This window comes from Robertmurraya sp. GLU-23 (assembly GCF_052983275.1).
On sequence record NZ_JBRKCV010000027.1, the window covers coordinates 1 to 19,066 of the forward strand.

The following is a 19,066-nucleotide window of genomic DNA, read 5'->3' on the forward strand; positions in this document are numbered from 1 at the left end:
GTTAAAACGTTGACGTTTGTTGTTGTCTTGTTCAGTTTTCAAGGTTCAATTAAGCACTTGATTATCTTACTATATCATTTCACCGTTGTCAACTTCTACGAAAAACTTTTTTCGGAAGTTTTTTTCAAGTCGTTGTTGTCGGCTACATGTATTACTATATCATCTTAATTCGCAGAAGTCAACTTCTGTTTTCTAATTATTTTTTAAAGAGACTTCAAATTTTTGAAGCCGAAGAATATCTTACATAATTTCACGATAAAACACAATAACTTTTTCTTTTATTTTGATAAAACATAGAAATTGCGGACATCAAAGATATCCGCATCGCAATTTATCATTTATTTCGTTTCCTAATCTTAAAGATCGGATCCTTCATTGCCTCACCGCGAGTATACTCATCCAAACTTTTAAAGGTATAACCTTTCTGTTTTAAATCCTTAATGATTGTTTCTAAAGCATCCGCATTATCCTTAGATACCGTGTGCAACAACAGTACCGCTCCCGGATGAATCTGCTTCATCACATTATTATAAGAATACTGCCATCCCTTTTGGTCGTCGCGGTACCAGTCAACAAAAGCGAGAGACCAGAAAACATGGGTGTAGCCCATTTCCTTAGCCTTCATAAGGGTACGTTCACTGAATACTCCTCGAGGTGGACGAAGGTACACCATATGTTTAACACCAGTAATTTCTTCGGTACCTGCACGAACTTTTTCAAGCTCTCTGTAAAATCTTTCGTCGCTTACGGTCGTCATATCTGGGTGATAATACGAATGATTGCCAACAATATGACCTTCATCAGCCATCCGCTTCACAAGGTCAGAGGCGCTTTCTAAATAATGACCAGTTATAAAAAAGGCGGCAGGTACTTTCTCTTTTTTCAGCACATCAAGCACTTTGGCTGTATACCCATTTTCATAGCCATTATCAAATGTTAAGAATATGTCCTTTTTCTTTGGATCACCTTTATAAAAGGCTCCGTACTTCTCTAACAGCTCATCATACTCTTTTCCGGCTTCGACCGGTTCTTCATTCGAAGATTTTTTAAAGCCCCAATGAATCGGAGCATTGGAGACACTTGCTGAGACGATGGTCGAAAAGCTAAGCAATAAGGAAAAAAGGATGGCTAACAGCTTTTTCATCTGTAGTCCCCTCTCACAGTACAAGTTTTCCTTATTGTCCGTAATTAGAGGGAAAATCATTCATGTTATTTGGAAAAACCGAGTGAAGCTTCATTAGCTAAAACAAATTCAGCAATGGCTTGAGCATTTTTCATCGGATCGTTTATTAAAGTATCCACTTCTATATCATATTCTTCATTCTGTTGGTGAACAAATTGAAGTTGTAGTCTTGCTTGTCCAATTCTTCGATCTCCACGTGCTATTTCACGTCTTTCTAATTCCTCCACAGGACAATGAACACCAACAAAATAGATGGGATAGTCTCTCAATGTATGATAAGCATCTGTGATCGTTTCTTGATCGTGTAGCACATGGTCGATAATCAGATTTATGCCCTGTTCGGAAAACATAGCAATCGACCGATGGAAAAACGTTTCTGTAGGGACAGGGATAAGACGGTCCGTCCCGCGTTCTTCCATCCTTTCAATGATTGTGTCAAATTCATCCACACTAAAATGAAAATAGTTAGGAAGAAGCTTGACGATTTCCTTTGACAATGTGCTTTTTCCCGCACTTGATACACCATTTAAAAAGATAATATTCCCCTTCATTTTCCCCTCCCGTTATGTAAAAAATCGAGTGCTTCTACAGCACTCGATTCTATATTAAAATACTCGTTCTTTGAAATTAGCTAGCTTTTCTAAAGATGATTTTTCCACATCTTGATGCAAGCTGTTTCCATGGGAATCCATTGTCACAACTGCTGTAAAACCTTCTACTTTTAAATGCCACATCGCTTCTGGAATTCCAAATTGCATAAGGTCTACACCTTCAACCGATTTAATACAATCAGCATAGTATTGTGCTGCTCCCCCAATTGCATTCAAGTACACGCCACCGTGTTCTTTTAAGGCAGCTAGAGTTTTTAAACCCATTCCGCCTTTTCCAATAACTGCACGGATACCAAATCTCTTCATGATATCTCCTTGGTAAGGCTCCTCACGAATACTGGTTGTTGGGCCAGCCGCTTTAACATGCCATTTGCCTTCGCCATCCTTTAGCATAACCGGTCCACAATGGTAAATGATTTGTCCGTCAAGGCTAATCGGTGCATCATGGTCAGACAAATATTTATGAATGGCATCGCGCCCCGTGTACATCATTCCATTAATTTTGACAACATCGCCCACTTGAAGTTCACGGATTTGCTCTTCTGAGATAGGCGCTTCAAGTGTAACCACGCGATTCTCTATTTCTTGAGAAGCCGCTGTTTGTGCTTGCGCTTCTTGTTCCGCAGCAAAATCTACGTTCTCTCCTTCTTGATACATCCAGCTGTTGATCTCACCTGTTTCTGGATTCACTTCTACTCCTAAACGGCGATACGCCCAACAGTTATACGCTACAGATACGAAGAAGCTCGCAGGGATACGGTTAATGACACCTACTTTACAACCAAGGAGAGTTGTTTCCCCACCAAATCCCATTGTACCAATTCCCAATTCATTCGCGTGATCCATCACGTATTCTTCCAATTTTCGAAGATCTTCGTTAGGATTCACATCGTCTACCGAACGGAATAGCTGCTCTTTTGCTAGTTCATAACCAGATGTTCGATCTCCCCCGATACCGACACCGATAAAACCAGCGCTACAGCCTTGTCCTTGTGCTTGATATACCGAGTGCATGATACATTTTCGAATTCCATCTAGATCACGACCTGCGCGACCAAGTCCTTCTAGCTCTGCAGGTAAGCTATATTGAATATTTTTATTTTCACAACCGCCACCCTTTAAAATCAGGCGCACGTCGATATAATCCTTTTCCCATTGTTCGAACTTGATAACAGGGGTACCTTCTCCAAGATTGTCTCCACTGTTATCACCGGTAAGAGAGTCCACTGAGTTTGGACGAAGTTTTCCGGCTTTCGTTGCTTGGGCAATTGCTTCTTTAATTGCTTTTTTCATCACGATTTGGTTGGCTCCAACAGGCGTTTTAATTTTAAACGTTGGTAGCCCTGTATCCTGACAGATTGGCGACACATTGTCATCTGCCATCATAATATTGTTTGTAATTGTTGCTAAGCTCATTGCTGAGCGTGTGCCTGCGCTCTCTTTTTCCTTCGCCGCACGAATGGCACGTCGAACATCCTTTGGCAGCCTTGTTGATGTTTCTACGATGAGTTGATACATACTTTCCTGAAACTTCTCGATATTCATGACTGGTTCCCCTTCCCCATGTATCTAAAAAAATAAGTATGAATGTTTCAACATTTCCCCACACATATTATACTCCTATCACGATTTGATGAAAAGGGTTTAGATGGAATCGGTTACAGGTAAGGAGTGTTTGATGTAGAAGGGTTTATCGGCGAGTTTTGGTAATAAATCAGCGAGTTTAGAGGATTTATCAGCGAGTTTTTTATTATATCGGCGACTTTGATGATTATTTCGGCGAGTTGTTCAATTCGCTTCTTGGAAATTAAAAAACGGCCGTGAGTATCACGGCCACATCGAGGTCGGCTTTCATAGAAAATCCTATTTTTATCCGCGAGTTTCACCCGCAACCCCATACTTCTTCACCAACAAGTACCTCTGAAGCCCATGCGTCAAGCGAATCGCTTCCTGCTGGTGCTTGATTTCGAGATCCCTCTCCCCACGTCTACCTGCAACCTCCACTATTATCGCTTCCTTCATCCAAGGTTTCTTCTGCTCCTTAGCGAGTTGCCAGGCACGCTCCAGCTCTTCCTCCTCAATCGCCAATAGCCCCTCATAATACAATCGCAACGCTGGATGCTTGATCTGAGCAATGGAGTCTCTTTCCTCCACTAACTTTCCTTTATACGCAGCATATGTAACAGAATAAATTGTATAATAATGACCTTTTTTATATTTTTCACGTACGTCACGAAGTGCTTTTTCTACATGAAAGTCATCTCCGTTTGCTAACGCATAATAAAAATGAAAGATAGGCTGATTCAGTCTAGCTTCTAAAAACCTCTCCACCTTTTTCATATTGTCCGTTAGATAGAGGTTGATCATGATGGGCAAATAGCTCACTGCCATAGTAATCAATAAAATGATTACAATTAATATCCACAATGGAATGTCAACCAATGCCGCAATGACCCCAAGAACGATGGCAAATCCTAATATAATCGAAAACTGACTCCTACTTAACATAAAAGTTATTCCCTCTTTCTTTCCTGATCAAGCAATTCGATAAATCTGAAATAACAAATCTCCCATATTCAACATTCTCCACATCCTTTCTATATATATGTACGAATACATCAAACATAAGTTTCATTATAGAAAAAAGTGCAGCTTCACTAAGCTACACTTTGTCATTTATTGATCGCGGTTATTAAATTCTCGGCATTTTGATTCTAAATCATCAATCATTTCAATTAGACGATCGATATCTTCCAGCTCTGTATTTTCTGGCTCAATCGCATCCAATACTTCAATAAACATATTTAATCGTTGTTTTAAAAATGTAACCTGTGAATTCTTATCGCTTACTTTGTTACCCAATTCGACTCGCTCCTTTCACTCGTTTTTCATCCTACAGAAATTCCTTCCAACTTTCAAGGCTGTTTGCTTCTATTTTCCCCATTTTTCAAAGAAGTTGAACATGGATTGACAGATTCATCATACAAATTGATAATAACTAAGGATGATCTTGAAAAAGGAGAGAATCGATGAAGACAATGAACAAACCAACCATCACTCCCCAGTATGATCCTTGGGAAGCTTATATGGATGTAGAACAACACGGGAAAATGACCCTGTCAAATATAGAATTTACAACAACCACACTCTGCAATATGCGCTGTGAGCATTGTGCAGTTGGTTATACTTTGCAGCCAAAGGATCCTAAGGGCTTGCCAATCGACTTATTAATTCAAAGGCTTGATGAAATACCACATCTTCGCTCGCTTAGTATTACAGGTGGAGAACCTATGCTATCACTGAAGTCGGTTGAGAACTATGTGCTTCCTTTGTTTGAGTATGCCCATTCACGTGGGGTTCGTACTCAGATTAACTCAAATCTTACATTAGATATTGAACGTTATTATAAAATCAGCCCCTATTTAGATGTTCTCCATATTTCGCATAATTGGGGAACAGTGGATGATTTTATCGATGGTGGATTTGCGATGATGGAAAAGAAACCAACTCGTGAGCAACGTGCCGCACTCTTTGCTCGAATGATTGAAAACAGCCGTGCATTGGTCGATGCAGGAGTGATGGTATCAGCGGAGACGATGCTGAATAAGCGGACTCTTCCCTACTTAGAAAGCATTCACGAGCAGATCGTTGAAGAAATGAAGTGTCAACGTCATGAAATTCACCCGATGTACCCTTCTGACTTCGCATCCAATCTAGAAGTTCTCGGGCTAGACGAAATGCGCCAAGCGATTCACCGATTACTTGACTTCCGAAACGAAAAGGTGTGGATGCTGTTTGGAACGTTACCATTCTATGCGTGTAACACAAGTGAAGAAGATCAAGCTCTTTTACAAAAGCTTAGTCTTGCAAAAAATGTATCTGTCCGCAATGATCCTGATGGACGCTCAAGACTCAATATTAATATTTTCACAGGGGATGTCATCGTAACGGATTTCGGCGATACTCCACCACTTGGAAATATTCAAACCGATGAGTTACCTGGCATTTTTAATAAATGGCTTGAGACGGATTTGGCCAAAAGCTTAAGTTGCCATTGTCCGTCCGCTCGATGCCTAGGACCGAATGTGTTAGTGAAAAATAGCTATTATAAAGACATGGATTTTTCTACTCGGAAAGCTCTCATTTAACAATGAAAGGGTCGATCACCAAGTTTAGTGATCGACCCTTTTATTCATTTTTACACTTATCTCGGCTTATCTGGTGCGATGAATCCAAATGAAACATGGTCCTGAACAGGAATCCAAGCACCTATTCCTTGCGACGTTACGTTTTTCACTACAATCATTTTTTTGCTGCCTTTAAGCATGATATACACTTCACCGTAAGTGACTTTTCCTTTTTCATTCACAGCTGGTGCGTAACCATACAGATAGCCAAGGCGTTTCGGTGGTACATTGTAAACTTGATCCTTTTTCGTTCCCCCGCCTACGACCGTTTCAAATGCGAGAGGAAGACCTGTTTTTTCTGCAGCCTTTAACAGCATCATTTTCTTAACATCCTCTGCATTAGCCACCTTGGATGTTAATCCACCTCGTACAATTTTCTGCATTTCTTGGACATAATGCATTTGGTAATTGGTATTTCCTCCACGATTGTCTACATAATTCGTATTAATTTTTTGATATTCCCAGTTCGGTGCCGTTTCACTTGATTCATAATTTAGCGGCCACTGTCCTAAGTAAATGATTGCACGGTAACCGACAGCAAACGGTGTACTGTTCACAGTCGTTTCATTTAACATGCGAATCAATTCTGGGTTTTCAATTTTCACTTTAGAAGATTCAATTAAATCCTTAGTCAGTTCACTAGGTTGCAAGGTCGGCATATCCTGCGTTGGGTTTGGATATGTATTTTCTTTTGTAATGTTTAGTACTGAGTTTGGAACTTGAACTTGTTGTTGTTTTTCTTTTTTTGCTTCAGGTGCAGCTGGTTTTTCAGCGTGTATGGTGGAAAAAGATAAGAGCGAGAAAAGAAAGCCAACGACTAGCGCATACAATAACTTTCTCATGTAGTGGAACTCCTTTCAGCTAACTCATAGATTTGATATTAGTTTTTTCGGAGTTCCATCAAATTATCCATTTGCCAAAAACTTCTACCATCTCTTAATTAAAACTCTTTCCCACATCAAGCTAAAAAAGGCAATAAACGGCCCTAGACCAAGTGCCACGGCAAACGTACCCAACCCAATCGGCCCATGAAGGAGAACAGCAAAGCATAGGGCTAGTACCTCACCAATCGTTTTGGCTGTTCCGAGTGTAATCTTGTATCTATCCTTCAAAGCAATCATAAAGTCGTCAATTGGGCTCAGTGGCCATCTTGCCTGTATATACGTAGCGATGCCCAATGAAATGAGTAGGATTCCCACGGTAAGGCTTATTAACTTAGGATAGAACCCTACTGGATGAAACCCATCAAACACAAATAATAGCCACCCATCAATAAAAATCCCACTAATAGCTACCGTGATGGCACAGGACACTTCTGGCATCGTCTTCTTGATCAGCGCATTCAAGAAGATTAACAGTAGACCAATAATGATGGACCAACCACCTACCGTTAGCCCTACCAAATGGGTCAATCCAACATTCAGTGAGTCCCAAGGGCCAGCACCAAGATCAGCTTTTATGGTTAGAGAAGCACCTAAAGTCAAAATAGCAAGTCCACCAACATAGAACGATAAGCGATGTATAAACAACGAGTAAATAAGCCCCCTTTCGCCAAATTGTAACAATATTGTAATGTTCTGAATATTTACATAAATAACTTTGTGAGCTATAATTAGCTTACATTCTAACAAAGGAGGATAGTAGAACATTCGCTTAAACTTTTAAAAGGAGGTTTGTAGTTTATCTTGTTATTCGTCTCTTCTTTAACGAAACCATCATTATAAAGAGGGAGTTGATAAACTAGAAAACAAGCGTCTGTATCTTTTTATTCCGACCTTGTCCAACATATTCTTGGAAATGTAAATATTACTTAAAAAAAATAAAAAAAAGACTCTGTACCGTTTCTTGATACAGAGTCTTTTTTGGCCTTTACAATAAATAAAATCCAATTCCCATAATAAAATAGGCAGCTAGTAAGGTGGCTCCTTCAAACCAGTTGGATTCTCCATCGTTTGCGATGATAATCGACAATAACACCGCCGACGCCATCGCAATCAGCTCCTGGATAGTGAACACTAATGGCATCGGTGTTGGGAAAAATAAAGAAACTAACACGAGTGCAGGTGCAACGAACATCGATATTTGCAGTGTCGACCCCACCGCGATTTCTACCGCGATATCCATTTTGTTTTTATAAGCCATTATCACCGCAGATGCGTGCTCAGCAGCATTTCCAACAATAGCTACGATAATGACCCCGATGAAAAGCTCGGTCCATCCGAAGGTTTCTCCGACAACTTCAAAGGTATGAACGAGATTTTCAGAAACGTATGCGACAGCAAGTGTGGCAATAAATAACACTCCAATCGCTTTGTTTCTTCCCCATTCCGGAACCTCTTCCTCATGTTCTTCACCTTCGTCCGAGGATTGATATACCCCACGATGAGTAACCAGCTTAAAAAATAAAGCCGCCAAGTATAAAAGAATTAAAATCACCGAGATGCCAACGCTTAAAGACATTTTTTCCGTTGGTTCCATGGTCATTGAAAATACTTCAGGTATTACAAATGCAACAATCACAGCAAACATTAATAATCCAGAATTATGTCTTGCATCAAACACATTAAAGGTTTGTCTTTTGTATTTAAGTCCACCGACAAAAAATGAAAGTCCTGCCACCAACAAAAGGTTTCCTAGGACCGAACCGGTTAGTGAGGCAAGAACGACACCCGTTAATCCTGCTTTTAACGCAAACACAGAAATAATTAACTCTACCGCATTGCCAAAGGTTGCATTCAACAATCCTCCTACTCGGGGTCCGGTAACGATAGCCAAGCTCTCGGTCGCTCTCCCCATAAAACTAGATAACGCAATAATCGTTAAACAGTAGATGATAAACATGATAATACTAGACCAGTGCATCATTGTTCCGATCACCGATAACGGCACACCAATAAGGACTAATATCAAGAACACTTTATTTGCCATAATGTCTTCCCTCTTCCCTGTAAAATTTATCAGTCATAAAAACTCGGTAACGAGACAGATTATAGATAGCTTCTTAAAAGGAGAGATCGTCATGAATGTAAAAGATAAAGTACTACATATGTTTGATAAACACGCGATTGGTACGCTGGCAACGATTCAAGATGGGAAACCGTTTAGCCGATTTATGCTCTTTTTTCACGATGGGTTAACATTATATGCAGCCACTCACAAACACACCCATAAGCTAGATGACATGAATGCCAATCCAAATGTTCACATCTTACTCGGTCTCGAAGCAGGAAGCTTTACCCATCATTATTGTGAAATGGAAGCAACCGCCTCCATTGAGGAATCTCCAGACCTTCGAAAAAGATTTTGGGACGACTCGTTAGCTGAATGGATGTCAGGCTCGGATGATCCGAATTACGTATTATTAGCTTTCAAGCCACAAAGAATCCTTTATTTTGAAAAAGCAGGCAGTGAGCCGGAAGAGCTAATCATTTAAAAAGAGGGGCAGAAAAATTCTGCCCCTCCCCTTTATGAACCATTTGAAGCAATTTCAAACGTTTCAATGATTTCTATTTTTCCAACCACGGATTGAACCATCGAGCAGTTTTTCCTTGTTAATTCCATTGCCTTATGAATTTTCTTTTCGTCTAGGTTCACACCTTTAATTGTAAAGTGAACTTTGATCACCTCGACCCGATCGGCTTCCTCTTTGTTTCTTTGAACGTCTGTAGCAATGTGTATATCTTCAATGGTCATGCGCATCTTCTCAAGCACTTTGCGAAGAACTCCCCCGCTGCAGACGGCAACAGAAGCAACCAAAAGCTGATAAGGACGGAATCCGTAAGCTTCATCACCTGCCACATCTAATCTTCCGTATGGAGTTTCTGTGTAAAACCCGACATCCTTCATATGAAATTCCATTTGCTCACCTCGATATGATTTCCATACACATGAGATTACACTATTTTTCCAGTTTTATAAAGAAATTCAGGATAAAATTTTGTTTCAACCTCCGAAATATTCTTGTATGATGGGAGAAGAAATATGGAGGAGAAACATTATATGAAAAATAGTAAACACGCTTTCTGGATCCTTGTCAGTATTGTAGCGATTTCAGGCTTCAGCCAAGGGATGCTGCTTCCATTAGTCGCGGTTATTTTTGAAAAAAGCGGGATTAGTTCAGGAATGAACGGAATGAATGCTACTGCTTTGTATATAGGAATTCTTATAGCCTCTCCTTTTATGGAGCAGCCGCTTCGAAAGTTCGGATATAAAAATATTATTTTAATTGGGGGATTATTGGTTGTTGTTGCCCTTGCCCTTTTTCCTTTGTGGCAGAACTTTTGGTTTTGGCTTTTGCTTCGCTTTTTCATTGGTATAGGTGACCACGCCCTTCACTTTGCGACACAAACCTGGATTACTTCTTCTTCTCCTGAAGCAACTAGAGGAAGAAATCTATCCTTATACGGATTGTTTTTTGGAATAGGGTTTGCGGCAGGACCACTGATGACACCACTTGTAAACATTAGTCCCTCGCTTCCGTTTATCATCTCCTCAGCCATTTGTCTTGTCGGATGGGTGTTTATTTTCGCATTAAAAAATGAGTACCCTGAGAATGACGAGGGGATCGGTGGACTAAAAGACACGGGAAAACGATTTGGGCAAGCACTAAAGTATGGTTGGGTAGCTTTTTTGCCACCCCTTGCGTATGGCTTCTTGGAATCATCACTGAATGGAATTTTTCCAGTATATGCCCTCAGGTCTGGTATTGAAGTGTCAGAAGTGTCTATCTTGCTTACTTCTTTCGCAGTTGGTGGGATTATTACACAGCTACCGCTTGGAATTCTTAGTGACCGCTTTGGTCGCCGGAAAGTGCTGATCGTCATTTTATTTCTTGGATTTACGAGCTTCTCTGCAGCGAGCTTTTTAGAAGAATCATTTCTTGGTTTATTTATTTGTTTCCTCTCAGCCGGTATGGTGGTAGGTTCAACCTTCTCGCTTGGAATAGCGTTTATGACTGATATTATGCCAAAAAATTTATTACCTACAGGAAATTTGCTTTGTGGGATCGCTTTTAGCCTGGGAAGCTTAACAGGACCTTCGATTGGTGGAATCATTATTCAAGCCTTTCAACAAATCAGCTTTTTTCATATCGTCAGTACGCTTCTTTTTTCGATCTTCCTTGTGATTGTTGTGTTTGGGAAACGGATGAAAGTAAACTTAGCGAGTGAGAGAAATGCATGATTTTACTAATTTTAAAATTAAAACTATTATAATGTATGTAAATGTGGTAGATCCTCTCCCCATCTAAGTGAGAAAAATATAATGAGCAAAACCCTTCTTACCTCGTAAGATATATGGTATGATGAAGTTAATAAAATATAACCCAAGCAATTCTGCTGTCATCATTAGATGACAGCTTTCGTGTTTTTTAGGGGTAATGACTTTGATTATTTTTCTCAATTAGACGAATGGAGGAGAGAATATGAATACAGAATTAAAGGCTTTAGAGAGACCTATTGAAGCAAATGAAAGCTTTTTAGAAAAAATGAAGCCGCATGCTGAATTAATTGCTGCTATTACTAGCGGGGTTCTCATTGCGGTTGGTTGGATATTAGAAAAAATGGATTGGTCAGCTGCTTCTATTGTTGTTTTTCTGTTCGCTTTTGTGATCGGTGGATTTGCTAAGGCGAAGGAAGGAATAGAAGATACGATTGCAGACAAGGAATTGAACGTTGAAATGCTGATGATCTTTGCTGCGATTGGTTCAGCGGTTATCGGTTATTGGACAGAGGGTGCCATTCTTATCTTTATTTTTGCGATGAGTGGAGCACTCGAGACATATACCATGAATAAGAGCCATAAGGAGATCTCCGCTTTAATGGAACTTCAGCCGGAAGAGGCACTCCTTATCCGCGGGAATCATGAGACAACGGTTCATGTAACTGAGCTTCGTATCGGCGATCATATTTTAGTCAAACCTGGTGAGCGCGTCCCTTCAGACGGGAAAATTATTAAAGGTCAATCAAACTTAGATGAAGCGGCGATTACAGGAGAATCGATTCCTGTAAGTAAAGGAATCGGCGAAGAAGTATTTGCAGGTACGGTGAATGTAAATGGATCTCTTACCGTTGAGATCACGAAGCCAAGTAGCGAAACTTTATTTCAAAAGATCATTCAATTGGTTCAATCCGCACAAAGCGAAAAATCACCTTCTCAGCTTTTCATTGAAAAATTCGAAGGGACCTATGTAAAAGTCGTTCTTGCGGTTGTTGTTCTTATGATGTTTGTTCCTCATTATGTTCTTGGCTGGAGTTGGACGGAAACCTTTTATCGGGCCATGATTTTACTTGTAGTTGCCTCTCCATGTGCGTTAGTTGCGTCGATCATGCCGGCAACACTATCTGCCATTTCCAATGGCGCGAAGCACGGCATCCTTTTTAAAGGTGGGGTTCATCTAGAAAACCTTAGCCATCTTCAAGCCATTGCCTTTGATAAAACTGGAACACTTACAAAAGGGAAGCCTGAGGTAACAGATATCATTGTTGTCGAAGGTATGGAAAGGCAGCCTCTTTTACAAGCAGTCGCATCTATTGAGAATCATTCGAATCACCCACTAGCTCAGGCAATTGTTACTTATGTTAAGAAAGAAACACGAGCTATGCTGGGTCATCCTGATAGCATTGAAGATGTATCGGGATATGGTATAAAAGCAAGTGTTGACGGGTTGGATTGGAAAATTGGTAAAGCTGACTTTGTTGGCAAGATCGAGGCAGAAAGCTTTTCTAATGGCATAGCCAAACAGCTCGCATCTGAAGGAAAAACGATTGTTTTTGTCAATCAAAATGAGAAACTTGTTGCCCTTATTGCATTAAAGGATGTGGTACGTGAGGAAACAAAAGCGGCCATTGATTTATTAAAAGCAAAAGGGATCTATACCATCATGCTAACAGGCGACAGTGAGAAAACCGCTGAAGCGATCGCTGGTGAAAGTCATGTAGATGAATATGTTGCCGAATGCCTCCCAGAAACAAAGGTGGAAAAATTAAAAGAAATTCGAAAGCGTTTTGGTACTGTTGCCATGGTTGGAGATGGGATCAATGATGCACCTGCCTTAGCCACCGCCAATGTGGGGATTGCCATGGGTGAAGGCTCCGATGTTGCACTTGAAACAGCTGATATCGTGTTAATGAAGAACGATCTTCCTCGTATTGCCGAAGCCATTACACTGTCTGAAAGAATGAATCGGATTATCAAACAAAATGTCATTTTTTCAATCACTGTCATTATGTTGTTAATTGCTTCAAACTTCCTCCAATTTTTAGACCTTCCTTTTGGGGTCATCGGACATGAAGGTAGTACGATTCTTGTTATTTTGAACAGTCTACGATTATTAAAGTCATAAAAAGAGCCGGGGATTATGCTATTATCCCCGGCTTTTTAGCATGCTTCATCCTTCATCTTGCTATAAAGTGCATTAATCTCTCCACCAATAATCATAATAATTCCGGACATATAAAACCAAATCATCAATACAATGATGGCTCCGATGCTTCCATAAGTTGCCGAGTAATTACCAAAATTACTTACATAGTACGAAAAAGCTAGCGAAACGAGCGCCCATCCGATGGTTGCAAAAATAGCCCCAGGTACCGCACGGACGCACTTGAATTTTTTATTTGGTGCAATCCAGTACAGACCAACAAATACTGTAAACAAAATGAGAGAACTAACAACCCATCGAAGCGCATTCCAAATCGACAAAAATTCATCTGATAAACCAAAGGCAGAAAATAAGAATATGCCAATTTGCTTTCCGAAAACAGGAAGCAACAAAGCGACAATAAAGACAAAAATCATCGCAAAGGTTAATAAGATAGACATGCCCCTTGCAACAAAAAAAGAACGGCTCTCTTTAACATCATACGCATGGTTAAATGCACGAACAATCGCGTTAATGCCATTGGATGCTGACCAAATGGTGGCAATAATCCCAAAAGAGAGCAATCCTCCGTTCCTTTTTTCCATAATGTCGTTTAAGTTGGTTTCGATCAGTGTAAAGGTTTCTGTTGGAGCAAAATCTTCAATAAATCCTAAGAGCTCTGGTTGAGAAATGGGTAAAAACGAAATCAGTGTCGCTAGAAATATGAGCAGTGGAAATAAAGAAAGCAGAAAGAAGTAGGCTAGCTGTGCAGCCAGTCCAAATACATCATCCTGCAATACTCTTTTTGTAAGTAAGGTAAGAAATCTTAGATTAATAACCATTCCATTCCCCCTTCTTTACGATGAACTATTCTTCTTCGTTTTGGAAAACTTCTTTTGTTTCCTTAACAATCCCCTTTACGGCTGGTGTTACTTCGCGAAGTTCTTCGACCTTGTCAGCGATAAAAGAAATGTCTCCGCTCACTTGCTCTACGGTTGAACGAATTTTTGTTGTCGCATCCTTCACCTGTTCGACCACTTCATCTGGGTGCTTGATATAATAGGATAGCTCCCCACTTGTCTTTTTACAGCTTTGTACAACAGCCTGTCTGGTGTCACGATCGAGTAAACTGATTGCCCCTCCGGCAAGAGCTCCCCAAAGGACACCTGTCCAAAACTTTTTTGTTCCACTCATCTCATTTTCCCTCCCAGCTTGCATTCTCATTCGTTTGAATTTCTTGTAATAAACGTTCACAGCCGACCTTTAATAGATCAAACACTTCTTGAAAGTTCCCGGTAAAGTACGGGTCTGGAACGTCCACTTTTTCTGCCTCCGGAACATAATCAAGTAATTTTACAATTTTGGCAGTCGACTGAAGAGCTTTCAGCTTATGTATATTTTTTTCATTTTGCGAGTCCATTGCCACAATATAATCAAACTCGTTCAGATCAGCTTCAACGATTTGTCTCGCCACCTGGCCTTCAAAACTAATTTGATGATGACTTAATATATCCTGTGTTCCCTGATGAGGGGGCTTCCCAAGATGCCAATCTCCCGTACCCGCAGAGTCAACCGTTATTTTATGTTCTAATCCTTCCCTTTTCACTAAATCACGAAACATCGCCTCTGCCATTGGTGAACGGCAAATATTCCCGAGGCACACAAATAATACTTTAACCATAATATTTCCCTCCTTTCTACATTTTGTAGGAAAAGGAACGGCTTTTCAACCTTTCAGGAAAGAAGTTGCCGAAATTCATTTGACTTTTGTAGGGGAACATGGAAAGATAATTTTACAAGCTTGCAGAAAAAGGGGAGAACGAACGATGAACTTGTCTGAGAAATCAGTAGAAAACGTGGAATATATGATTGAGAAGATAAAAGAAAAGTTAAAGGTATTAAATTTAGGTGCCATCAAACCATCACACTTTGATGAAAATATGTATGAAGAGCTAAAAGAAATTTATGACCTAGTCATGAAAAGAGATTCATTTAGTCCTAGTGAAACGCAAGCACTAGCGGAGGAATTAGGGAATCTAAGAAAACAATAATGCGCTGATTTTTTTAACGGCCCCATTTGTACTGCATGGCTCAGGTTACTATACTGAGCCATTTTTAATATCCCTTTTTGGTTCCTAGAGATGAGGGAATCAGCATGGTTTGAACATTAAGCGGAGAAATTCCTCTTAGATTAGAAAATAGCACTCAAAATAGCTTAAACAGACGGAAAGATTCCGCCTATTTACTCAAAAAACGTAAAAATGGGTGGTTTTACTCTGCTTAGTCGGAAAACCTCCGCTTATATCCCCTAAACAGAGCTCTACTGTGCAGTCTAACGGAAAAATCTCCACCTATTTTTAAATTTTTTGTCAGATAAATTGTATATCAAATGGAGGGGGAACAACAGCCGTTGTGCCCCGGCTCTATTTTACTGGTCCAACACTTCTGTGATAAGTAATGTGTGATTTTCCCCTAACGAAACTTCTTCATTTGAATCTAAGTATCGTACAAACGGTCTTTGAAGATTTCCTTTAACTTTCGTGACAATCGCTTTTCGCCCATTATTTAAAATGACCTTCGTGCCAGGAATAAAATGTGGTACTTCTTGGACAAATCGTTTAACAAGATCCGTACTAAAAAGCGTTCCACTCTTTGTCATTACATACTCCATCACCTCATGGGGAGGAATTCCTTTTTTCGATAATGCATTCTCGTAAAGATTGGCAATGCTGCAGATTTGGGCAAATTCATGTATTTCTTTTTCACGTAACCCTCTAGGTACTCCACTACCATCAAAGGCTTCGTGGTGCTGATAGGCAACATGTGCAGAAAGCAAACTCACTTCTCTTGTTTTTCGTAAATATTCGAACCCTACCCTCGGATGATCATCCTCTAAAGGAGTTAGAACTTTTCCTATGTCATGAAGCAATGTACCGACTGCTAAATCACGAATTTGCATTTGAGAGATTTGAAATTTTTTCGCGATTTGCAACGCAAGAAGTGTGACATTAACCGAGTGGGCATACTCGCGTAGATCTTCCGCTAATGAAGAGGCCGGAATTAAAAGAATGGCCTTTCTTTTATTTACTTCCTCAACTAGCTTAATCGCGAGCTGTTGAATCGGTCGAATCGGAAGTTCTTCCTTTTTCTCTACAGCTTTATAAACCGCCTGTAATACATCTACTGCATCCACCCATGTCGGAACATCGAGCATCTCCTCCATCGAAATTCCGAATGACTCTGCGTCCTCTATAAATAAATATCGAATATCAAGATCGATTAACTTTTGCAAGTATGTTGGATGGATCGAGCGTCCTGCTGCAAGGAGGACCCTTTTCTGCCGATCAAAAATCGGTTTGGCCAACTGCATGGTGCGTGGCTCATATTCATCAATTCGAATTAATCTCATGGTTACTCCCTCTACAATCATTATTACCCTTAGTATACAAATTGTTCATCAGCATTTCTATTGCCCTTTACTCCTAAGTTTCGCTTCTTCTATAGGATTGATAGGGGAATAGTTTGGGTCGGACCTTCAAATAATATGACGGAGTTATCCATATTTTGAAAGGAGGATGTTAGAATGATACGTAAACTTCTTATGGTTTTACTTGCTGGTTTTCTAGTGACGTCTGTTGTTGCTTGTGACGACGCACCAGGAGAAGATGAGATTGGCGATGGAGAAGTACAAGATGAGGAATAAGGTATTTTTTAAACAAGAAGGGAACAGCACGAGTTACGTGTTGTTCCCTATTTTAGGTCCTGCCTAATTACACACCCATTTTACGGCGTTGATTGCTCACCTTTTTGGTTTGCTGGCTTTTCATTTTCTTCGTGGTTGCAGGACCGTTTGCGCTAGCTTTTCCTCCTGCTTGCTGATTTTTCTTTTTTTCTAGTTGTTGCTTAATGGCTTCTTGTAAGCTTATTTTCTTTTTTTCTGTTTCATGGTTTTCTGTCATGGGTCTTCCTCCATCTTACTTCATATTTTTGTGTTGATATGGATTGATTATTCACCTTGATCTGTAAGAATGATCGGACCATTCTTCGTGATGGCAATGGTGTGCTCAAATTGAGCTGAGTTTTTTCCGTCCACAGTACGAGCGGTCCAACCATTGGAATCCATCTTTGTTTCATAGCTTCCAACATTAACCATCGGTTCGATCGTAAATACCATTCCCTCTTTTATGCGAGGACCTTTTCCTGGTAGTCCAAAGTGTGGAACATCCGGCTTTTCATGAATGGAGGGGCCAATTCCATGGCCAATAAAGTTTCTTACGACCGAGAATCCCTCTCCTTCCACATAGGTTTGAATCGCATGTCCGATATCTCCGATTCGATTTCCTACGACGGCTGCTTCAATTCCTTTGAATAAGCTCTTTTTAGTTACCTCTACAAGGCGGGTTGTTTCTTCAGAAGCTTCTCCAACGATATATGTCCATGCAGAGTCTGCTAAGGCGCTATTCACATTGACAACCATATCTATTGTAACAATGTCCCCTGTATTTAGAGGGTCTTTTCTCGGAAAGCCGTGACATATCTCATCATTAATACTAGCACATGTGGCGTATTCGTAACCTCTATACCCCTTTTGCTGAGCAATTGCACCATGCTGTGCTAAATATTTATCAACAAACTGGTCAATTTCCCAAGTTGTTATTCCTGGTCGGATCATTTTTTTTATTTCTTTATGACAAGCAGCCAGAAGCTCCCCTGCTTTTTTCATGGCCTCTATTTCACGAGGTGATTTTAATACAATCATTTATCTCACTTCCCCAAATCCCAATAATGTATAGTCTATATTGTACTCTCTAACGGTCTATATTAGCAAAGCATTCCTATGTCTAATTTTGTTAGATAACCTCAAACAATAGTCAATCAAACGTTTGATTGAATTCCCTTCCCCCCTTTAAAATCAACAAACACAAAAAAAGAATTTGTCGAACAAAAAAAATAGGTTTCACCCACCCCCATCCCGGGTATAAAAGGGTGTCAGACACCCTCCGTGGACAAAATGGGCATTCTGTCTTTTGGTGGTGTCTGTCACCGTTCGTGGACAGATGGGGTGGTTTTGTGCGTCTGGGGTGGACAGTGGGAATTTTTTAGTTACGCCCACAATTATCACTTTCAATACGAATGGTATTGTGTATAATGCTACATAGAAGGGTTAAAAGTTATTTATCAGCTTTTAATCACTAGAACCGTAATAACTATCCATTTGTGACTAACTAAAGAATTTTTAAGAACGGAACCTACTATTTTCGTTCTGAATATGGAACTAACGAATTTTTTTTGCTATTATGAATTCATACAGAGAGATAGGTGAGTGATCTAGATGATTGGAGATCGTGTTAAGAAACTTCGTCTTGAAAAGAAAATGTCCATGTCTGAGCTAGCTGAACAGGCTGGTGTCGCTAAATCATATTTAAGTTCATTAGAAAGAAATTTACAAACGAATCCGTCTATCCAATTTCTCGAGAAAATTTCAGCTGTCCTTCATGTACCAGTTGACCATCTTATACACGAGCATCCAAATAAAGATGAACTAGACTCTGATTGGATGAAGCTTGTGAAAGAGGCTATGAACTCCGGGGTTTCAAAGGATCAGTTTAAAGAGTTTCTTGAGTTTAATAAATGGAGAAGTAATCAATCAAATAATAACTAAAACAAAAAGACAAAATCCAGGTGATTTTGTCTTTTTTTCCAAAATAAAAAGCATTCCCATACG

21 protein-coding genes are annotated in these 19,066 nt (G+C 40.0%); 6 read left to right on the forward strand and 15 right to left on the reverse strand.

Going from position 1 to position 19,066, the window contains the following annotated elements; all coding sequences use genetic code 11:
- Positions 1-334: 334 nt before the first annotated feature.
- The 5 genes from pdaA to ACVBAX_RS24290 all read right to left on the reverse strand — a co-directional run bounded on the left by pdaA (position 335) and on the right by ACVBAX_RS24290 (position 4,656).
- Positions 335-1,144 carry a delta-lactam-biosynthetic de-N-acetylase gene (pdaA, locus tag ACVBAX_RS24270; RefSeq protein WP_119706740.1) on the reverse strand — a complete coding sequence of 270 codons (810 nt, stop codon included), beginning with the start codon at positions 1,142-1,144 and terminating at the stop codon, positions 335-337.
- A gap of 65 nt (positions 1,145-1,209) precedes the next feature.
- Positions 1,210-1,734: a chloramphenicol phosphotransferase CPT family protein gene (locus ACVBAX_RS24275; RefSeq protein ID WP_447119454.1), complete on the reverse strand. Its 525-nt coding sequence runs from the start codon at positions 1,732-1,734 to the stop codon at positions 1,210-1,212.
- 54 nt (positions 1,735-1,788) lie between these two features.
- Positions 1,789-3,339: a fumarate hydratase gene (locus ACVBAX_RS24280; protein ID WP_447119456.1), complete on the reverse strand. Its 1,551-nt coding sequence runs from the start codon at positions 3,337-3,339 to the stop codon at positions 1,789-1,791.
- 324 nt (positions 3,340-3,663) lie between these two features.
- On the reverse strand, positions 3,664-4,302 hold the full coding sequence (locus tag ACVBAX_RS24285) for a hypothetical protein (protein WP_447119458.1): 639 nt from the start codon (positions 4,300-4,302) through the stop codon (positions 3,664-3,666).
- Positions 4,303-4,470: 168 nt separating this feature from the next.
- Positions 4,471-4,656 carry an SE1561 family protein gene (locus ACVBAX_RS24290; protein WP_119706735.1) on the reverse strand — a complete coding sequence of 62 codons (186 nt, stop codon included), beginning with the start codon at positions 4,654-4,656 and terminating at the stop codon, positions 4,471-4,473.
- Between the two features lie 167 nt (positions 4,657-4,823).
- Between ACVBAX_RS24290 and yfkAB the strand changes: the two genes are divergently transcribed.
- On the forward strand, positions 4,824-5,942 hold the full coding sequence (gene yfkAB / locus ACVBAX_RS24295) for a radical SAM/CxCxxxxC motif protein YfkAB (protein WP_447119460.1): 1,119 nt from the start codon (positions 4,824-4,826) through the stop codon (positions 5,940-5,942).
- A gap of 56 nt (positions 5,943-5,998) precedes the next feature.
- Here the strand turns inward: yfkAB and ACVBAX_RS24300 are convergent, their stop codons facing one another.
- The 3 genes from ACVBAX_RS24300 to cax form a co-directional block, all read right to left on the reverse strand.
- Positions 5,999-6,823, reverse strand: a complete 825-nt coding sequence (locus ACVBAX_RS24300) for a YfkD family protein (protein ID WP_430776817.1) — start codon at positions 6,821-6,823, stop codon at positions 5,999-6,001.
- Between the two features lie 84 nt (positions 6,824-6,907).
- Positions 6,908-7,510, reverse strand: a complete 603-nt coding sequence (locus ACVBAX_RS24305; RefSeq protein ID WP_430776818.1) for a YczE/YyaS/YitT family protein — start codon at positions 7,508-7,510, stop codon at positions 6,908-6,910.
- Between the two features lie 340 nt (positions 7,511-7,850).
- A complete protein-coding gene (gene cax / locus ACVBAX_RS24310) occupies positions 7,851-8,909 on the reverse strand; it encodes a calcium/proton exchanger (protein WP_447119463.1) in 1,059 nt (352 codons plus the stop codon).
- Positions 8,910-9,000: 91 nt separating this feature from the next.
- Here cax and ACVBAX_RS24315 point away from each other — a divergent pair, with 91 nt between their 5' ends.
- On the forward strand, positions 9,001-9,414 hold the full coding sequence (locus ACVBAX_RS24315; protein ID WP_447119465.1) for a pyridoxamine 5'-phosphate oxidase family protein: 414 nt from the start codon (positions 9,001-9,003) through the stop codon (positions 9,412-9,414).
- A 32-nt stretch (positions 9,415-9,446) separates the two neighbouring features.
- Here ACVBAX_RS24315 and ACVBAX_RS24320 read toward each other — a convergent pair whose 3' ends face one another.
- Complete coding sequence (locus ACVBAX_RS24320; protein ID WP_447119467.1) at positions 9,447-9,839, reverse strand: OsmC family protein; 393 nt, start codon at positions 9,837-9,839, stop codon at positions 9,447-9,449.
- Positions 9,840-9,980: 141 nt separating this feature from the next.
- Between ACVBAX_RS24320 and ACVBAX_RS24325 the strand changes: the two genes are divergently transcribed.
- Positions 9,981-11,162 carry an MFS transporter gene (locus ACVBAX_RS24325; protein WP_447119469.1) on the forward strand — a complete coding sequence of 394 codons (1,182 nt, stop codon included), beginning with the start codon at positions 9,981-9,983 and terminating at the stop codon, positions 11,160-11,162.
- Between the two features lie 241 nt (positions 11,163-11,403).
- On the forward strand, positions 11,404-13,323 hold the full coding sequence (locus ACVBAX_RS24330; RefSeq protein WP_447119471.1) for a heavy metal translocating P-type ATPase: 1,920 nt from the start codon (positions 11,404-11,406) through the stop codon (positions 13,321-13,323).
- A 35-nt stretch (positions 13,324-13,358) separates the two neighbouring features.
- Here ACVBAX_RS24330 and ACVBAX_RS24335 read toward each other — a convergent pair whose 3' ends face one another.
- Genes ACVBAX_RS24335 through ACVBAX_RS24345 form a run of 3 tightly spaced genes read right to left on the reverse strand, consistent with a single transcriptional unit; the run spans position 13,359 to position 15,022 of the window.
- Positions 13,359-14,183, reverse strand: a complete 825-nt coding sequence (locus tag ACVBAX_RS24335; protein ID WP_447119473.1) for a YihY/virulence factor BrkB family protein — start codon at positions 14,181-14,183, stop codon at positions 13,359-13,361.
- 25 nt (positions 14,184-14,208) lie between these two features.
- A complete protein-coding gene (locus ACVBAX_RS24340; RefSeq protein WP_430776825.1) occupies positions 14,209-14,535 on the reverse strand; it encodes a YtxH domain-containing protein in 327 nt (108 codons plus the stop codon).
- Between the two features lies 1 nt (position 14,536).
- Complete coding sequence (locus tag ACVBAX_RS24345) at positions 14,537-15,022, reverse strand: low molecular weight protein-tyrosine-phosphatase (protein ID WP_447119476.1); 486 nt, start codon at positions 15,020-15,022, stop codon at positions 14,537-14,539.
- 145 nt (positions 15,023-15,167) lie between these two features.
- Here ACVBAX_RS24345 and ACVBAX_RS24350 point away from each other — a divergent pair, with 145 nt between their 5' ends.
- Entirely contained in the window at positions 15,168-15,392 is a 225-nt protein-coding gene (locus ACVBAX_RS24350) for a DUF1128 domain-containing protein (RefSeq protein WP_119706724.1), read from the forward strand.
- 377 nt (positions 15,393-15,769) lie between these two features.
- Here ACVBAX_RS24350 and ACVBAX_RS24355 read toward each other — a convergent pair whose 3' ends face one another.
- The 3 genes from ACVBAX_RS24355 to map form a co-directional block, all read right to left on the reverse strand.
- A complete protein-coding gene (locus ACVBAX_RS24355) occupies positions 15,770-16,750 on the reverse strand; it encodes an HD-GYP domain-containing protein (protein WP_447119478.1) in 981 nt (326 codons plus the stop codon).
- A gap of 361 nt (positions 16,751-17,111) precedes the next feature.
- On the reverse strand, positions 17,112-17,300 hold the full coding sequence (locus ACVBAX_RS24360; protein ID WP_119706722.1) for a hypothetical protein: 189 nt from the start codon (positions 17,298-17,300) through the stop codon (positions 17,112-17,114).
- A gap of 47 nt (positions 17,301-17,347) precedes the next feature.
- Complete coding sequence (gene map / locus ACVBAX_RS24365) at positions 17,348-18,100, reverse strand: type I methionyl aminopeptidase (RefSeq protein WP_317458095.1); 753 nt, start codon at positions 18,098-18,100, stop codon at positions 17,348-17,350.
- A gap of 573 nt (positions 18,101-18,673) precedes the next feature.
- On the opposite strand from map, the gene ACVBAX_RS24370 reads away from it, so the two are divergent.
- Positions 18,674-19,003: a helix-turn-helix domain-containing protein gene (locus ACVBAX_RS24370; RefSeq protein WP_066052684.1), complete on the forward strand. Its 330-nt coding sequence runs from the start codon at positions 18,674-18,676 to the stop codon at positions 19,001-19,003.
- The last annotated feature ends 63 nt before the right edge of the window (positions 19,004-19,066 follow it).